The sequence below is a fragment of the Enterococcus sp. AZ128 genome, assembly GCF_051714485.1.
In the GTDB taxonomy this organism is placed as follows: Bacteria; Bacillota; Bacilli; order Lactobacillales; family Enterococcaceae; genus Enterococcus_A.
On record NZ_JBIORZ010000002.1, the window covers coordinates 307,803 to 325,124 of the forward strand.

Below are 17,322 nucleotides of genomic sequence, written 5' to 3' on the forward strand. Positions count from 1 at the left end.
GAATGAGGAAACAAACTGTGATTACTGACAATGCGAAGTTGCAAGAGTTTTTGAATCCAACCAATGAAGAATATTATGGAAATCTATTACTATATGTCAGAGGAAAATCCTTTTTGAAAGAGGAAAAAGTACTGGAAGAAGCTCTGTTAGAGATTCTGCAGGATATTCTTGATGCACAAGAAAATGGTGAAACCGCGGAAAATTATTTTGGTAAACAGCCTAAGGAAATCGCTGACGAATTACTTAAAGAAATACCAAACAGTTTTTTTAGCAGTTTTAAATTGATTTTTACTGTTTTGTTCACTTACAGCCTTATCGTTACCATCCCTGCGCTTGCTTCTCCTAATCCACTCTTGGATGTGGGAAAACTACTGATTGGCGGGGTTTATTGGACGAGTATTGCAATGATAATCGTTCATCAGATTGGCAATGACGCCTATACGACCAACCAGACCTTCAGAAAATATTTGAATTTTTCTCTATCTGCTCTATTGATTATTTTAGGTATGGTTCTGTCCATCCTTAGTCATACGAGGTTGACTATCAATACCGAAGGCAGTGTAGGAATTGCTTTAATCGGTGGAATCATTCTTATTTGTGGAATTTTCTTTTTCAAACAATCTGACAAAGAAGCTTTAATGCCTTTTTTACCCATTCTTTGTATCGGAGCCATGCTCGGTATTTTGTACAGAATTCCTTCTTTTCAAGTTTTATTAATCCGTCCCATTGGAAAAATCATTGTGATAGGCCTTCTAATTCTCGGAATGATCAGTTTCTACTTCTTATTGTACAAAGGAAAGAAAAAACAAACGGCCAAATAATTAAATTGTTTATTCTTTGGGAATCTATTCTCTTCCAGACTTTATGATTCATTTCATCAAACCATCCATTTCGGAAATCTATTAAAGCAAGGTGATTATTTGACGATTATATTTAGACAACCGGTTATAACTGATTTAGATCAAATCATTAAAATTGAAAATACAGGCTTTTCTCCTGAAGAGGCCGCAACAAAAGAAGCAATGGCTCAACGAATCAAGACTATTCCAGATAGTTTTATATTAGCAATTGATGATAACGAAAACCTGATGGGTTATGTGGTTGGACCGGTTATTCCGGAACGTTATTTATATGATGCTCTTTTTGAAAAAACTATTCCCAACCCAAAAAGCGGCGGTTATCAGGCTATTCTTAGTCTCGTTGTTGATCCCGCTTACCGAAAAATGGGTCTTGCCAATCAAATTCTCTCTGAATTGGCACGTCGCTCAAAAGAAAAAGAACGAGTTGGAATCACCTTGACTTGTTTAGAAAATCTGATTCCATTCTATGAAAAAAATGATTACAAAATTGAAGGCTTATCAGAATCGCAGCATGCTGGAGAAACCTGGTACAATATGGTACGGGCTTTATAAAATTAATTCCCACACTAAGAATGGTACTTACTCATTCTTAGTTTTTTTATTACAAAAATGTTAGCCTCCCACAATATAATTCAATGGTTTATGGGCCTCCTACTTGATAAAGTAACTTTATTCTTTATATAAGGAGGAAATACTCTTGAACACAAAGTTATTAAAAAAAAGCCTTTCGACATTTGATCTGAAAATTTTAGGGATTGTTTTAATGTTTATAGATCACATCCATCAAATGTTTGTACCTTTCGGAGCACCAAATTGGCTAGACTGGTTTGGCCGACCAGTTGCTACACTTTTCTTTTTTGTCAGCGTAGTTGGGTTCACTCATACTCACGACAAAAAGAAATACATGGCAAGACTATATATCTCGATGGCTCTTATGTCATTGTTCACTTATTTGCTGGGGCGCATCGTTCAATATGATCAAGTTGTTTTAATGAACAATATTTTCAGGGACCTCTTTGTCGGTGCGATGATGATGTACGGTGTGGATCTCTTTGTTGCAGGAAAAAACACCGCGGATTGGAAAAAAATTACTGGGGGAATTGTATTATTCATTCTACCCTCCTTACTTTCTCTGCTCGTTCCGATCATTCTTTCAAACCCGACAATTGTGCAAAATCAATTGGCTATTCTAACGGTTACTTCACTTCTGCCGGCCTTGCTACTAACAGAAAATAGTGTCATGGTATTTTTGATTCCTCTACTTTATATTTCTAGAAATTATCGAAATATCCAATGTATATTGATTGCGATCTTCGCGGCTATCTTTTTCTTTTTTGGATCGACACAATGGATCATGATTTTTGCTATCATTCCGATCCTGTTATACAACGGACAAAAAGGAAAAGGCATGAAGTATTTCTTCTATGTTTTTTATCCCGCACACATCGCTGTCCTTTACCTGCTTTCAGCATTTTTCTTTAATCGTTAGATTCACCAATGAACTGCAAAGTATCAAAATCGCATAAGTTACTGCTGCCGAAAATCTTCATCCTACTGATATCAAAAGCTACGTTGAAGTCTCCTTCACGATTTCTAGCATAATCAGTATTTTATCCGACTGGCACAATTGATATTGAGTTAGAGGAGTTGGCTAAAATCTTGAACGCGATTATGCTTGAATACTAAGCTGTTCATTGCGAAAAGAACGTATAATCTAAAGTTTTTTTGAAAACTACTTAATAAAATGAAGCTGAACGATCAAATGACTTTCGATTTAGAAAGTCATTTGATCGTTCAGCTTTTAATATCTAATTAGTTGGTTGCTTTTTATTGATGTTGATTGACGATCTGTTGAGACTTATCGGCTGTAGCTTTTACATCGATATTTGCTTTTTTTAATTTTGCGATATAGTCTTTCAAATCGGCATTCTCCTTGTTTGAGTTGGCTAGTTGTTGTCGTGTCGTATCCAGTTCAGCCTGTAAAGAATTCTTTTCGTTGTTTATTGTCTTAATTTGACTGTTTAAATCATTTATGGTCGTTTGCAAAGAACTCACCTGATTAGACGCTGCTTGTAGTTTTACATTCCATTCTTGAGTTTTTTGTTCAGTCTCTTTATTCTTTTGATCGATTTCTTTGATTTTATCTGTGATCTCTTGCTGCTTCGATTGTAATTCACCATTTTTACTAGTTAATTGCGACTCTAAGTTCGTTTTTTCACTAGCTAATTGATTTTCATGTGCTTTTACACCTTCTAATTGCTGCTTGTAACTCTCTACATCCTTTTGAGCTTGACTTAACTGGCTCTGTGCTTCATTTGAACGCGTCGATAACTGCGCTATTTGCTGCTCTTTGTTCGATAGTGATGTGTTTAATATATCTAAATTATTATTAATCGTGGCAATATTGTCTTCCCCGCCCCAACTCAAAACAGTGTCTGCGTAGTTTTTACCTGCGATTCCAATAAGGACCACTAATAAAGGTACAATAATAAGTGCAAAGTTTCTCTTTTTCATACTCAGTTTTCTCCTCTTTAACAAACCAATTGCGTCTTAACAACTTTTTAATCATAATACAACCTTCACAATTAGCAATTACATTCATTATTAAATGAAAAATATATATACTTATATTCATTATTAATTAATTATAAATACATGCCTTGGAAACCAAAAAAATGAGGAGCTGCATATATCAATAAATCAGTAAAAATAATCGTATGCTGAAAAAAGAAAGCCTTTCAACAGAGTACCACAACATATGGTATAAAAACCAGAGAATACCACAAACAAAACACAATATCTAGTCTTTTATTTTATTTTTTTAGAGCTATAATGAACTCTCAAAGAAAAAGATTGGAGGCAATATTTATGAAATTAGCAGTTTTTTGTGGCGCACGCTATGGAAAAGAAGCAAAATATAAAGAACTTGCGGAACATATTGGAGAGTATATCGCTGATAAAGGTCTGGATTTAGTTTACGGTGGCTCTATCAGTGGTTTAATGGGGGCCGTTAGTAATGGTGTTATCAATAAGCGTGGGAATGTGACAGGAATTTATCCTCGCGGATTATTTGATGGTGAGATTCCACGTGAAGAGGTTAATGAATTCATTTTTACTGAAACGATGGATGAAAGAAAGCAACTTCTGATCAATAAATCCGATGCCTACTTAATCTTACCCGGCGGATTAGGAACACTGGAAGAGTTGTCTCAAGTACTGAGCTCGATTGCCATTGGACTTATTCCAGCAAAGCCCATCGCTATTCTTGATATCGATGGCTATTATCAACCCCTGATCGAATTTTTGATCAAGGCCTCCAATGAAGAATTCATTGACCATCAAGCGCTCAAGCACTTATTGATCTCAGACGATTACCAATCGTTGATTAACAAAGTTTGCATTGAATTATCTGAGATGGGAGTTGTTGCCTAATGAAAATCTATTTAGCTGGACCGTTTTTCTCTAAAGAACAAATTTCTCTAGTTCACTCAGTGGAAAAAGCATTGACGAACAACCCCACCGTTACCGAATACCATTCTCCGCGCTTAGATCAGACATGCGAGTATGAAGAATTCACACCGGAATGGGCAAAGGCGACCTATTTGAAAGATATGCATCATATTGAAACAGCCAATGCTCTCGTTGCTATTTTAGATTATGAACATGGCATCACTGATCCGGGAACCGCTTATGAGATCGGAATCGCAACGATGCTGAAAATCCCTGTTATCGGTTTGTTGACAGCTGGCGATACGGTAAATATTATGTTGACCGAATCTCTCCAAGCATTCACCAAACAAGTCGCTGAGATCGAGAATTATGATTTCAATAAATTACCCCATTCACCTTATCTGGGAAATTACATTTAATCAGATTTACTGTCTCACGAGCCTGTAGCATTACTAAGGATTCAACCTCGATTACGAGATTGAGCCCTTAGTTGATTGATTAACTATTTTTTAAACAACAGGTTATTCCTTCAAAGTGGAACCGCGAAACATTTTTTCGGATAATTCATTCACCAAATTTTGAATCGCAACGATCGATTGCGGTGTCACATAAGGATCCATGGATACTAAGGGAAAATCTTTAGGCAGTCCCTCTCTTGACCCCGTTGTGATCAAACCATCATAGGTCACTATTTTTTTATTTACTTCTTCATCATTATCCCAGACACTTCCCAAATGACCGATTTCGAAATTTCCGTAAACGATTTGCTTGATCACTTTCGCGATGAATTCTTCTTCCGTTGGAGAAAGATCTGAGGTCAGTAACAAGTGAATGGTTTTGTCCTGTGAAGCTAAACGTTCTAGACTATCAACTTCCGCTGTCAGCAATAAGTATACATAATTCGTAATAAAGTCCTCATTTTGATATATCTCATATTTTTGTACGAAGTCCTTCGCGATTTCTGTAACCTTCTCTACTGCGTGGCGATGCATGATTTTGACCATTTCTAAAAAGATCGTTCGATTTTTTCGAAGAATAGTCAAAAATTCACCGTTTTCATCATAGAGATAACTATCATTCAATAAAACGGAGGTCAGCTCCTGTATCCGTTCTTCGTCGATTGAACCGCCCAGCAATTTCGTAAACTCTCTGGTCAACGTTAAATGCTTTTCAAACAATTGCCTATACCGCGGATTATCATCCAATGCCAAGGCTAGATGCTCCTTGCTGAAAACAACCGAATCCGAAAAGGAAAGCCATAAGCAATCACGCATCATATCCTCTGTTAAGTCTAATTGATATACTTCGGAAACCATGTCTCTGAATGCATTTGCTGCTTCATTTTTAGGCAGCAACAAACCATCCGTCCGCAAATCTTCTTTAGGAAAATCATGACCGTTTTTTATTCGCCAAAGGCTGATAAACACGTTGTAGGTCAAACGTTTTTGAAAAATGTGTTTCTTGTATAAGTTATTGATCGTGATAAATTCTTGGACAAATCTTTCAATTGACCGCAGCTGATACTCCTTTAAATTCGGTAAAATACTCCTTAAGGCATATTGTTTTTCAAGGAAATAACGATAAAAAAAGTGTCGTATGATACTTTCCTTCCCTTCCAAACGTAACGGTCGATAGCACAAGTCAATTCCTGCCTGCCTCAAAGGCGCCTCGACCTTTTTCAAGTAACGTTGCGTGTTAGAGGAACTCAAAAATAGCGATTTTGATACCTCCCCTATGTTGTCATATTTCTCATACAGCAGCTGTTCAATGAGCTGAAATTCAGGCGCACTGGTCAATGCCTCAGCATAAAGTTTCCCAATACTGATATCCTCCATGAGCTTGACGCGATACAATCCTTTGTCCTTTTCAACGATAAAAAATTTCTCTTGCTGCGCATTTATCAAACTGATATCACTCAATAGAATCGGCAATGAACAACCCAACTCACTAGTGAGCTTCTCACTGGGTGTTCCCTCACGATTGTAATACAATATCTCGATCAGTCGTAATCTTCGTCTGTTACTAACTCCTAAAGCCTGGCGAAAATCCATTCTTTCCCCTCCAAATTAATTAACGGTGTACATGCTCTTTCAACGCATCGGGGTCTAAACAAAAAAATACTCTTTTAAATTAATTAAAATAACGCATTATTTTTATTAATAAATCCCAAATCTATTTTTATTCTACCCTTTCCCCATATATGTATATAGGTTTTTTGAATAAATTAAGCAATTAAATTGTTAAATTCCATAAAATTATAATTTTACATACCACCATCGTTATTATTTAATTTTTATTTATGAGGATATAATGTGATGGAAAATTATAGCTGCTTTTCTTTTAAAAAAACTGTTAATCCGTTTCTAAAACTGCTTTAAAAAAACAAAAAAACATTCCTAAGAAACTAGAAATGTTCTTTGCTACTATATGCTTAACTGTTGTATTTTCATTGTAATGCAATCATTATCTAATTAGAAATCGCTCCAATTATCCTCTTCAGTTGCTTCCGCCTGTTTACGTTGATTTTTGGTTTGTTTCGGACGATCATAGTGATATTGTTGATAGTCTCTGTTTCCACTGCCCGCTTTTGGAATAATTAACGCTAATAAAATGTAAAGGAAGACTGGTGCGCCAACTAATACTATACTGATAAATACAAAGATGACACGTGCGATAGTCGGATCGATCCCAAAATACTCAGCGATCCCTGCAATTGTCCCGGTTAGCATCCTGTTTGTTTGTGATTTCGTCATTCTTTTTCTCATTTTAGTGATTCCCTTCTATTTATCATAATCTTTCAAGAATATATTTCCCGCCTTAGAAGAAACCTCGACCTGAGCAGCATCCCCGCCGCTCCGTTGAAAATGCAAGACTTTTTGTGTGTCGCCGTTTCTCTCTTGGATCGTTTCACAATTAGCAAAACGATAATTGATGGTTCCGATTCCTGTTTTAGCAGAACCTTCTATCCCGATCGCTTTAGGCAGTGAAACTTTGACATCGCCATTCACAGATTGTGCTTCGATTTTTTTCAAGTCCTCGTTTTTGACAGTTAATTTGATGTCACCGTTGATCAGTGAATATTCAGATCGTACAATATCAGCTCTTGATATGATCGTACCGGTAACTGTTTCAATTGATGCATCTAAAATCTGACCTTCGCGAATCTCAAACTGATTGTTTGTACCTTCAAATTCCAGCATTGAAGCATCAATTTCCTTGATCAAAACAGTCCCGTTGGTCGCCTTAATTGAAGCGTCCTTTGCTACAAGGCCTTCAATCATCAAATCACCTGTTAACAAACGGATCATGAGATTATTGTACTGACGTTTTGGCAAATAGAACGTCAATTTTGCATCAACTCTCTTATTTGGCACATGGAATAAAATCTGGTAATCATTTACATCGATTCGACTACGTTCCAGAAAGGCGTCGATTGGATCTGGTTCATTCATTTGGCCTAGCAAATCAACTGACGCCTCGACTTTTACGTCATTGATCGTTTCATCTTCCCAAGCTTTAAGGATAATCTTTCCTTTTGCTAATTTGATATCAATTGTTCGCGCATCAATATCTTCAAAGGTGAACTGATGGTTAAAATGCGTTTTGGCAGTTCCATAAAATTTTTGATTTACTTTTTTCCAATCAAAATCGTTATTCACTGTATCTGTAACCGTCTTAGCTGCTCGGTTGACGACTCGTCCGATTCGGCTTGCCAGATCATTCGGTTCTACTTGCGGACGATCCATAGGACGATATTTTTGTTCTTCAAAGTCATCAGGAACCTCAAAGAATCCATCTGATACATAGGGGCTCTCTGGCGAAGCAAAAAGATCCGCATCAATTGCTTTTCGTTCATGCTTTAATAGTTCGATCTCTTCTTCTAATTCATTTAATTCGCGTTTCATTTGGTTATATAAAACTTCATTTTCGGCTGAGATGATTCCTAATTCAGCTTCAAGGTTTAGTTCTCTAAACTCTTCTTTCTTCTCTCGAAGTGCTTCTATTTTCATTTGCAGAGCTTCGTCAAACTCGTCAATCTTTGATCTTACAGGATCTGTTTCTTTAGGAGTAGGATCTTTGTGATTTTCCCATTCATCGATCATACTGACCACACTATCAGACGGACTAGGTTCCGCTTGTTGTTCTTCAATCGGTTCTGACGTAAACTCCGATTGCTGCTCAGATGTTTCTCCCGTTTCTTTTATTTCTTCGACTTCTTCTTTTTCATCTACTTCTAGATTTTCTTCAAGCTCTAGTTCTGGTTCTAATGCTGATGCTTCTTGATAGTCTGTATTCTCATTAACTTCTTCTGATTCATCGAACTCAGCTACTTCTTCAAATTGTACGGATTCTTCAACTTCACTTTTTTCTTCAGGTTCTGCTTGAACCGGTTCCTCTGGTTCTGATTCGACTTCCATTTCTGGTGCGTCTTCAGTTTTTGTCTCTGTTTCCTTTAGGCCAAGACTTTCTATTAAATCTAATCCTTCTTCTGGGGAAAGGATGCCCTTTTTGATCGATTCTAAGATCATTTCACGTTCGTTCATGATAATCGCTCCTCAACGAATTGTTCTATGAACCTATTATGCCCAAACTTTTTCTATTCGTCATGGGTCGAAAGGACTATCTTTTATGGAATAATTACTGTATGAAGGCAGTTCATTCGCAAAAAAAGAGTGTCCATCATTTTTAGACGGCACTCTTTCGATTTATATTATGAGATCGATATTAATCAATCATTGTTTTCGTAATTAAAAGTCGCTCCATGCATCATCCGCAGTTGTTTCAGCTTGTTTAGGTTGGTCGCCTTCCGAATGTTCATAAGGTTGTTGATGGGTACGAGTAACCTTTCCCGCTTTTGGAAGAATCACCATTAGTAAAAGATAGAGTAAAATTGGCGCACCTTCTAAGAAAAAGCAACTAAAAACAAAGACTACACGTGCAATCGTAGGATCGATTCCAAAGTATTCTGCAACTCCTGCTAGTGTACCTGTTAACACTCGATTGTTTTGTGATTTCGTCATTCTTTTCATCATTTTAATTCTCTCCTTTTATTTTCCAAAAACACTATTTTTGTAATCTCATCTACCCTTAGATGTAATTCATTTTGAAATTCCTATTTGCGATCTGTTTTTATCTTATGTCTATATTATGCGTAATTCTCATTGATTCGTCATAGGCCAAAAGACCTATTTTTTGTCTAGTCATTTGGTAGGAGCTTTTCTATTTCTTTTTTCTGGCAGCAGACGCCTTTACCACTCGGTTCAAATAAGCGCAGTATTTAGTGAAGTATGATAAAGTAATTCCATTAGAAAATTTTTTTCAATTTACTGTCAGAAAGGGATGATTACTTGATTCAAATTCGCGAGATGATACTTCAAGACAAACCGAGATTACAACAGCTATACTTAGAAAGTCGCCGAGCAACGTTCTATTGGGATGATCCGGAGTTGATGCATATAGAAGATTTCGATCATGATACAGAAGATGAACGCATCTTTGTAGCAGAGGCGCAGCAAACAATTATCGGCTTTATTTCTTTGTATGTACCAGATAATTTTATTCATTGTTTATTCGTAGATGATGATTATAAGGGCAACGGGGCTGGTCATCGACTGTTAAAAGAGGCCAAACGACAGTTGCAACTACCGATGACTTTGAAGTGCTTGTCCCGAAACAAACCTGCTCTTGCTTTCTACGAAAAAGAAGGTTGGCAAAAGCTCCATGAAGTAAAAATCCATGATGCCTATTGGAATATGATTTATCGCTAATTGTTTCTTCCATTTAGTATATCCTGTCCAGTGCAAGTAAAAAACGCTTGCATTTTCTCATACAACATGTGAAAATAAACACAATAAGTTCTTCAGGGCAGGGTTTAATTCCCGACCGGCGGTGATAGTCCGCGAGCCTTTTGGCTGACTCAGTGCAATTCTGAGACCGACAGTACAGTCTGGATGGAAGAAGAAAAACGTGTGTTTGTTGATCCTTCAGATAACAAACGCTATTTGACGAATCAATACACCTTTTTCTACTTTGACTGTGCCTTGCAAATGTTGTTGTAAGGTTCTTTTTTATGCTTCAAGAAAGGTGTGTTGAAATGAAATTTACTGCCAGAAAGCTAGTGATGATCGCCATTTTTGGTGCACTCTCCTACGTATTAATGCTCTTCAAGTTTCCGTTGCCATTCATGCCGCCGTTTATGGATTTTGATTTGGCGGGGGTTCCTGAACTATTAGGAACTTTTCTGTTAGGTCCTGTTTCAGGGATTTTCATCGTATTGATCAAGCTTTTAATCAAACTAGCAACAGTCGGAACGGCCTCGATGTTTACCGGAGAGATCCAAAATTTTATTTTGAGTCTCAGTTTTATTTTACCGGCAAGTTGGATATACCAGCGCTCAACGAATAAGGGCTCTGCTTTAAAAGGTATGCTGGCGGGAACTGTCGTCGCTACATTTGTGGCCTGCTTATCAAATGTCTATTTTATTATCCCCTTTTATACGAAATTGTATGGCTTATCGATGGAAGCGATCATTGCTATGACACAAGCAGTCAACCCAATGGTAGATAGTGTTTGGAAATTGGTTGTAATCGGCATTATTCCCTTCAACGTAATCAAATACGGAGTTACTACCGCGGTCGTTTATTTTTCATTAGATCGTTTACGGGCAATTTTTCTTAGAAGGGAGTTTTTATAGTGGAATTTCAAACAGCAGTGGAACAATTTTATAAAAAACTGGGAAGAAAAAAAATTATGGCATTAGCTACTAGCTTAAATGATCATGTAATGGTACGAAATGTCAGTGTCATTATCCATGAAGAAAAAATTCTCTTTAAGACGGATAAAAATTTCCGTAAAACCAAGCAATTATTGGAAAATCCTCAAATAGCTATTTGCTACTGGGGCATTCAAATTGAAGGTACGGCTGTTAATCATGGATTAGTAGTTGATCAAGAAGATCACACTTTTCAAACCTTGTATCAGAAATACTGGGAGAAAAGCTATAATGCCTATCCCCATAAGGAAAGCGAAATCCTGATTGAAGTGATCCCAAAATTGGTAGAAATCTGGGATCAAGATGAGGATGACAAGGGATTTCAACTGCTTATTGATTTTGAACAGGAAAAAGCAGAGATTGCGAATTATGATTAGATAACGAAAAAGAAGCAAGCTACGATTAACTAACGTAGTTTGCTTCTTTTGGTCTATTACTGCATGATTTCCTTTAACTGCTTATAAAGCTTCAAGTATAACTCATAATTTTTTTGATAGACGTCCGCATTCTCTGTATTTGGATGATAACTTGTTTTAATTTTAACCGTCTTCGAAACTGCTTCCTCAAAATCCTTATAAACACCGACCGCAACTCCCGCCAAAATCGCTGCTCCAAGTGTTGTTGCTGTGTCCGAGTTCAGTATATCGATTGATTTATTCGTGACATCACTCTTGATCTGTGTCCAAAGTTGACTATTTGCGGAGCCGCCCATCGCCCGCAAGTGATTGACTTCCGTACCAGCCCTTTCTGCAACATCCAGATTGTGTTTTAAAGAAAAAGCTACCCCTTCCATGCTTGCACGAATCATATGTCCCTTCGTTTTACTATAATCCAAGCCATAATAGAGTCCTTTAGCTTGTGGATTCCAGACCGGTGACCGCTCTCCCGCCATATAAGGTAGCAAAATGACCCCTTCCGAACCAGGAGCTATACTTTCAGCTTGAATGGTCAACTCAGCAAAGCTAGTCGTTCCATTTTGTTCCGCATCCATTCGTTCTTTCTGTCCAAAATTCTCTTCAAACCATTTCAACACACCACCACCGCCAACCGTTCCACCCTGCAGCAGCCATTTTTCAGCAGTCACATGAAAACTTAGAATCAATCGTTTATCTGCACGGTATTCCTCAGTACAAATGCTCATACCTCCGGCTTGTCCACCTTGCTCTTGTGTTTCACCATTAGCAATGACTCCAACACCTAATGCCCCGCAAGCAGAATCCAAGCCACCAGCAACTACCGGAATTCCAATACTTAACCCACTTTGTTCTGCTGCCTCCTTAGTTACTTGACCGACTATGGCATCGCAAGGAACGATTTCAGGAAGAATATCTGCTCGAAGATTCATTTCTTTACATAAATAGTTGTCCCAAACTCCTTTTCTCATATCAAAACATTGATATCCGTAACCTTGGGAAAGATCCTGTGTAACTTCACCAGTCAACTTGTATACGATATAGCTGTTGGATTGCAGAATCTTGTCGGTCTGTTTATATAGCTCAGGGAGTTGATCGCGATACCACAGAACTTTTGGTAGCGAATAGGTTGGCTGTATAGGATTTCCACTCACATTAAATAGCGTTTCCTCCCCGATAGTTTGCTTCAGGTCTTCACAAATTCCTTGTGCACGAGTATCCATCCAGATAGGTGTATTTCGAAGAAGCGCACCATCACTCGAAATAGGAATTGCTGACCAGCTCTGCCCATCAACCCCGATCCCTAGAATCTTTTCAGGTTTTATTTTTGATTTTGTTAGCAGCTCGTTGATTGCTTCGCAAACAGCTTGCCACCAATCTTCTGGATTTTGTTCCACCCAGTCTTTTTGCGGGCGAAAAATTGGATAATTCTTAGTTGATTGCGCAATTGCCTCTCCATTTTCTGTAAATAGCGCTACTTTACATGACGATGTCCCAATATCAATACCTAATAAATACACAGCTTTCTCCTTTCTAAACAAGACGTCTCATTACTTAATAGTATCTCAAATATTTTTCTATTTGATAGTCTTTTCATGAATAAATCGAGCGTGCTAATGAGAAAAAGAGCAAACAAATCTACGCGTTTGTTTGCTCTAATAGAATGGAGTTTGCTTAAACTCAATTAAGTATTCTTATTTTTATTCACCGCTTGCTGACTCAAACTCAGAAAACGCCGATAAGGCTCATGATAGTTCTCTGCCCGCTCTGTTGGCTGATACGAATTTTTGATTTTGTTAGCTTGTTTCCAATAGGTCAATAAATTTGGATCTTTTTTCCCTGCGACCGCGCAGAGCAATGCCCCATATGCTGGACCTTCATCAGAGCTCAAAACCTCAATCTCCACTTGGAAAATATCCGCAAACAGTTGAAGCCAAAAAGGATTTTTTGTGACTCCACCTGTAATGCGAAAAGTTTTTAGTGCTTGCTCTCTATCATTTCTCATGTTTTCATACACGTTTTTTAAAGAAAAGGCGATCCCTTCCATCACTGCTCTGATAATGTCCTCCCGCTTATGATGCGCACGCAAGCCAACAAATGCACCGCTGAGATTAGGATCGAAATACGGACTTCTTTCGCCAAATAAATAAGGTAAAAAAGTGATCCCCCTACTGCCAACAGAGCTTTGCTCAGCAGCATCACAAAATGTAGCAAATGATTCATTTGGCGCTAAAATCTTTTTGAGCCAGTCTAATGAATAGCCTGCGGACAAGGTCACACCCATTTTATAATTTATGTCTTCTAAGACGGAAGCAAAATAGTGGTATTTCCCTATATCTGACAGTCCCTTCTCAGTTTCATAAACTAGGACTACTCCAGAAGTTCCAACAGAAATCAATCCCTGTGAATGAGGTTCTGAAATGTTGGCAAAAGCCCCGCAGGCGTTATCTGCCCCACCCAGGACAAGCTCCACTTTTCCTTCTAAACCAAATCTCTTCTTTATTTTTGAGTCCATTTCTCCGATAATTTCCGTTGATGATTTAATCGTAGGACATTTATCCAATGGAATATCCAAGTGTTTTAATAAGGACTCATCCCAATTTCGCTGATCAATATCCATCAAAATTGTTCCGGTCCCATCAGAAGGCTCTGTGAAAACTTCACCCGTTAGTGAATAGACCAGATAATCCTTGGGAAGCATAAATTTCGATGTTTGACGCCACAAATCTGGTTCATTTTTTTGAATCCAAACTATCTTGGGCAAAGTGAAACCCTCTAATGGGATATTTTTTTCATAGTTTAATAAATGATCTCCTAGTCGTTGTTCAAGCATTTTGACTTCTTCCGTCGTCCGACTATCATTCCATAAAATCGCTGGTCGAAGGACCTCTCCATTTGAATCAATCAAAACTAATGTATGCATTTGTCCTGAAAACCCAACTGTTAACGCCGATTTTTTTATTTGAGGAAACTTCCTAATCAAATCGAATAGAGCTTTGTTGAAAGCCGTAAGCCAATCACTTGGATTTTCTTCACTATAACCGATCTTTTCCGATAGTATAGCGAAGGAACTGCTGCTGTTTCCTAATAAATTCCCTTTTTCATCTCCTAAAATAATCTTTAAAGAACTGGTACCCAGATCAACACCCAAAAAGTAACTCATTGGCCTTCCTCCTAGTCAATCTCATAAATCGTAATTGCTGAATAATTCGTCGTTAAACACTCTGGTTCAGTTTGTACATAATTTGGTCTGCGCTGCATTTCAAAAGTTATACCACCGAATTTTTCGACCGGATGCCCCTTTGATAGCAGAAGTGCATCAGATACTTTGTTTAACGTATAAATGACGCAGCCCTCCTGATCAGAATAAACTTTCAATCTATGCTTTCTATTAGAGTCAGTCAAGATAATTTTAGGCTTTTGGAGAGCTTTTTCTCTAAAACAATAAGCCAAGTCGATACCATCTCCACAGATTTTTGAAAGGTCTGTCTCTAGTTTCAATGCTTTTTTAATTTGCTTTTCTTGAGAAAAATCGAACGGTTTATATTCCACATCGTTCATCGTAGAATATTCTTCTGTTGGCACAAATTGCTCATCGATCAGTTGAATTTTTGCAGAACTAGTTTGTAAGTAATGTTCTTCAATAGTCGCTTGACTGCTCAAATTGAAATAGCTGTGATTGGTTAAATTACAAACTGTCGGCGTATTAGATACTCCACGCATCTCTATTGAGAAACGATTCTTAACCAAACGATAAGTCAGTTTTATGGTTAACGGATCATAAAGAGAATCGTTATCCTCGTAAGACAATTGAAAACTCGTTTCATCTATTCTCTTCACCAGCCACTCTACTTGATGCAGTCCATCTTTTCCGCCATGTAAATGGACCTTCCCTTCATTAACATCTAGTGCTGCTTTTTCTCCAGAATGCTTTCGATAATATGGTGGAAAAGTTCTACCGGCATTACGCCCGATCGTCGCGCCAAAGAAATAAGGATTTACTAAATAGTTTTTTTCGTCTCCATAAGCCAAAATATAATTTTGCCCGCTTTTCTTGTTTATCATCTTCGTTAAAATACCGCCGTAGTTCAAAAACTCAACCAATACTTGATCATTTTCCAATTGAAATTTTTGCATCTATTTTTCCTTTCAAAAACAGACTAGGAAATAATACCTAGTCTGAACACACGCTTATTTTGTTACTCGCTGAATTTTAGGATCAGTAAAAATATCGCTGGCATCATCACTCGGAGAAGAAAATTCAGAGATGATCGCGCCTGCTTCTCCCGCTTGGAACCAGTGTTTGATATTCGGTTCAATCGTATACTGCTCTCCTGCATTTAACACAATCTCATGTGCCACCGTATAGTAGGCTTCTTGCCCTTCTGGAAGGATACTGTGAATTGAATTTCCAGATTCGCCTTCTACATACAAGTAGACGCGTCCTTTACGACAACGAAATGTCTCTCTTTTGCCATCTTCGCCATTACGAGGCGGATGGCGATGCTCTGGACAGGTCTGTCTTGGTAGTAAAACCATTTCTTTAGCACAATAGCGGTCATTATTCTCATAAATGATCAAATTTAATCCTTCTGATTCAATTTGTCCAAGACCAAAATCAGCAAAATCGATTTCACCTAATTCTTTTTCAGTAAAAATAATTCCTGAATCATGAAACATTGTCCGTACGCGTTCTTGATAATCCATTTATGATTTCCTTTCTTTAAGAAATTTTCAAATCATCCCAAGAAACATCCTCTTCTTCTTTGGTTTCAATTACCACCTCGGCATTTGGATCTACCCGTTTTTTCAATACAAGAATGGTGATCGCAGTAGCTAAAGAACCAATGAATAAGGCAGCAACAAATGCCCATGGTCGGGTCATTGTAGGAATCGCAAACATTCCGGATGCTGGGATATGACTGTCTGCACCCCACAGCATACTTAAGCCTCCGCCGATAGCTCCGCCAACTCCAGTAGCAATAACGTTACGAGCCAGATCATTTAACACGATCGGGAAACACCCTTCGGTAATCTGACAAATCCCCATCGGAAAGGCTGTTTTCAGCGTTTCAATCTCTTGGCGATTAAAAATATTTTTCTTGATGACCTTTCCAATAAAATGCGCCATCGTTAAGCCAAATGGCGTGGTCATAGAAACCAAGATCAGCACCGTAATCGGTTCATAAATTCCTTCCGAGAATAATGCAAAGACAAATGCGAAAACCACTTTGTTAATTGCGCCGCCATAGTCAATAGAAGCCAAAACGCCAATAATCGCTCCATAAAGAAATAGTGACGAAGTATTCAGATTTCCAAGATAAGCAGTTATTAAATCCGTGAACCAGATAATTGGCGTTCCAACTACGTAATACATCACCATTCCAGCCACAAATGAACTTAGAAAAGGCAAAACCAAGGTCGGAAGCAGCCCCTCCATCCATTTAGGTACTTTAATCACTGCCATCAATAAAACAACCACATAGCCCGAAACATAACCGCCGGCAACGCCACCCAAGAAACCGGTACCAATCCCATGAGCTACAAAGCCGACCACCAAACCAGGGGCAATCCCTGGTTTGTCAGCTATAGAATAAGCAATAGCCGTGGAAACTATCATAGGCAAGAAACCCAGTCCGTATCCGCCCATCGTGGTCATCGTATCCGCAAAACTGAATCCGTCTCGAAAGTTTTCTATGGTCACTCCACCCATCATATTTCCGATTGCTAAGAGAAAACCTGATGCAACAATAATTGGCAAGAAAAACGAAATGGCTGTCATCAAATGCTTTTTAAATCCAATCTGCTTAATCTTTTCCATTTTTGC

General features: G+C 38.0%; 18 protein-coding genes and 1 riboswitch. Of the genes, 8 read left to right on the plus strand and 10 right to left on the minus strand.

The window, feature by feature from the left end:
• Positions 1 to 2 precede the first annotated feature (2 nt).
• From IGI38_RS13330 to IGI38_RS13340, 3 genes are all read left to right on the plus strand, one after another.
• The gene (locus tag IGI38_RS13330; RefSeq protein WP_438731260.1) at positions 3 to 821 is read left to right on the plus strand and encodes a hypothetical protein; all 819 of its coding nucleotides are present in this window, start codon (positions 3 to 5) and stop codon (positions 819 to 821) included.
• Between the two features lie 99 nt (positions 822 to 920).
• On the plus strand, positions 921 to 1,412 hold the full coding sequence (locus IGI38_RS13335) for a GNAT family N-acetyltransferase (RefSeq protein WP_438731263.1): 492 nt from the start codon (positions 921 to 923) through the stop codon (positions 1,410 to 1,412).
• A gap of 145 nt (positions 1,413 to 1,557) precedes the next feature.
• On the plus strand, positions 1,558 to 2,349 hold the full coding sequence (locus IGI38_RS13340) for a TraX family protein (protein ID WP_438731265.1): 792 nt from the start codon (positions 1,558 to 1,560) through the stop codon (positions 2,347 to 2,349).
• Positions 2,350 to 2,687: 338 nt separating this feature from the next.
• On the opposite strand, the gene IGI38_RS13345 is transcribed toward IGI38_RS13340, so the two are convergent.
• Positions 2,688 to 3,374 carry a DNA-directed RNA polymerase subunit omega gene (locus IGI38_RS13345; RefSeq protein ID WP_438731268.1) on the minus strand — a complete coding sequence of 229 codons (687 nt, stop codon included), beginning with the start codon at positions 3,372 to 3,374 and terminating at the stop codon, positions 2,688 to 2,690.
• A gap of 354 nt (positions 3,375 to 3,728) precedes the next feature.
• Between IGI38_RS13345 and IGI38_RS13350 the strand changes: the two genes are divergently transcribed.
• Positions 3,729 to 4,292: a TIGR00730 family Rossman fold protein gene (locus IGI38_RS13350; protein ID WP_438731271.1), complete on the plus strand. Its 564-nt coding sequence runs from the start codon at positions 3,729 to 3,731 to the stop codon at positions 4,290 to 4,292.
• The gene (locus tag IGI38_RS13355; RefSeq protein WP_438731274.1) at positions 4,292 to 4,729 is read left to right on the plus strand and encodes a nucleoside 2-deoxyribosyltransferase; all 438 of its coding nucleotides are present in this window, start codon (positions 4,292 to 4,294) and stop codon (positions 4,727 to 4,729) included. The genes IGI38_RS13350 and IGI38_RS13355 overlap by 1 nt, the downstream gene beginning before the upstream one ends.
• A gap of 102 nt (positions 4,730 to 4,831) precedes the next feature.
• Here the strand turns inward: IGI38_RS13355 and IGI38_RS13360 are convergent, their stop codons facing one another.
• The 4 genes from IGI38_RS13360 to IGI38_RS13375 form a co-directional block, all read right to left on the minus strand.
• Positions 4,832 to 6,361 (minus strand): helix-turn-helix domain-containing protein, encoded by a 1,530-nt coding sequence (locus IGI38_RS13360; protein ID WP_438731277.1) that lies wholly within the window; start codon positions 6,359 to 6,361, stop codon positions 4,832 to 4,834.
• 420 nt (positions 6,362 to 6,781) lie between these two features.
• Entirely contained in the window at positions 6,782 to 7,075 is a 294-nt protein-coding gene (locus IGI38_RS13365) for a PspC domain-containing protein (protein WP_438731280.1), read from the minus strand.
• Positions 7,076 to 7,090: 15 nt separating this feature from the next.
• Positions 7,091 to 8,854 (minus strand): daptomycin-sensing surface protein LiaX, encoded by a 1,764-nt coding sequence (gene liaX, locus IGI38_RS13370; protein WP_438731282.1) that lies wholly within the window; start codon positions 8,852 to 8,854, stop codon positions 7,091 to 7,093.
• Positions 8,855 to 9,058: 204 nt separating this feature from the next.
• Positions 9,059 to 9,343: a PspC domain-containing protein gene (locus IGI38_RS13375; RefSeq protein ID WP_438731285.1), complete on the minus strand. Its 285-nt coding sequence runs from the start codon at positions 9,341 to 9,343 to the stop codon at positions 9,059 to 9,061.
• A 315-nt stretch (positions 9,344 to 9,658) separates the two neighbouring features.
• On the opposite strand from IGI38_RS13375, the gene IGI38_RS13380 reads away from it, so the two are divergent.
• The 3 genes from IGI38_RS13380 to IGI38_RS13390 all read left to right on the plus strand — a co-directional run bounded on the left by IGI38_RS13380 (position 9,659) and on the right by IGI38_RS13390 (position 11,459).
• Positions 9,659 to 10,078: a GNAT family N-acetyltransferase gene (locus IGI38_RS13380; RefSeq protein ID WP_438731287.1), complete on the plus strand. Its 420-nt coding sequence runs from the start codon at positions 9,659 to 9,661 to the stop codon at positions 10,076 to 10,078.
• Between the two features lie 84 nt (positions 10,079 to 10,162).
• Positions 10,163 to 10,277: riboswitch (FMN riboswitch) on the plus strand.
• 127 nt (positions 10,278 to 10,404) lie between these two features.
• Complete coding sequence (locus IGI38_RS13385) at positions 10,405 to 11,004, plus strand: ECF transporter S component (RefSeq protein ID WP_438731290.1); 600 nt, start codon at positions 10,405 to 10,407, stop codon at positions 11,002 to 11,004.
• Positions 11,004 to 11,459 (plus strand): pyridoxamine 5'-phosphate oxidase family protein, encoded by a 456-nt coding sequence (locus IGI38_RS13390; protein WP_438731293.1) that lies wholly within the window; start codon positions 11,004 to 11,006, stop codon positions 11,457 to 11,459. The genes IGI38_RS13385 and IGI38_RS13390 overlap by 1 nt, the downstream gene beginning before the upstream one ends.
• Before the next feature lie 56 nt (positions 11,460 to 11,515).
• Here the strand turns inward: IGI38_RS13390 and xylB (IGI38_RS13395) are convergent, their stop codons facing one another.
• The 5 genes from xylB (IGI38_RS13395) to IGI38_RS13415 form a co-directional block, all read right to left on the minus strand.
• Complete coding sequence (xylB, locus tag IGI38_RS13395) at positions 11,516 to 13,015, minus strand: xylulokinase (protein WP_438731296.1); 1,500 nt, start codon at positions 13,013 to 13,015, stop codon at positions 11,516 to 11,518.
• A gap of 164 nt (positions 13,016 to 13,179) precedes the next feature.
• A complete protein-coding gene (gene xylB / locus IGI38_RS13400) occupies positions 13,180 to 14,658 on the minus strand; it encodes a xylulokinase (RefSeq protein WP_438731299.1) in 1,479 nt (492 codons plus the stop codon).
• An 11-nt stretch (positions 14,659 to 14,669) separates the two neighbouring features.
• The gene (locus tag IGI38_RS13405) at positions 14,670 to 15,632 is read right to left on the minus strand and encodes a hypothetical protein (protein ID WP_438731301.1); all 963 of its coding nucleotides are present in this window, start codon (positions 15,630 to 15,632) and stop codon (positions 14,670 to 14,672) included.
• A 54-nt stretch (positions 15,633 to 15,686) separates the two neighbouring features.
• On the minus strand, positions 15,687 to 16,202 hold the full coding sequence (locus IGI38_RS13410; protein ID WP_438731304.1) for a D-lyxose/D-mannose family sugar isomerase: 516 nt from the start codon (positions 16,200 to 16,202) through the stop codon (positions 15,687 to 15,689).
• A 16-nt stretch (positions 16,203 to 16,218) separates the two neighbouring features.
• Positions 16,219 to 17,316 carry a PTS fructose transporter subunit IIC gene (locus tag IGI38_RS13415; protein ID WP_438731307.1) on the minus strand — a complete coding sequence of 366 codons (1,098 nt, stop codon included), beginning with the start codon at positions 17,314 to 17,316 and terminating at the stop codon, positions 16,219 to 16,221.
• Between the last annotated feature and the right edge of the window lie 6 nt (positions 17,317 to 17,322).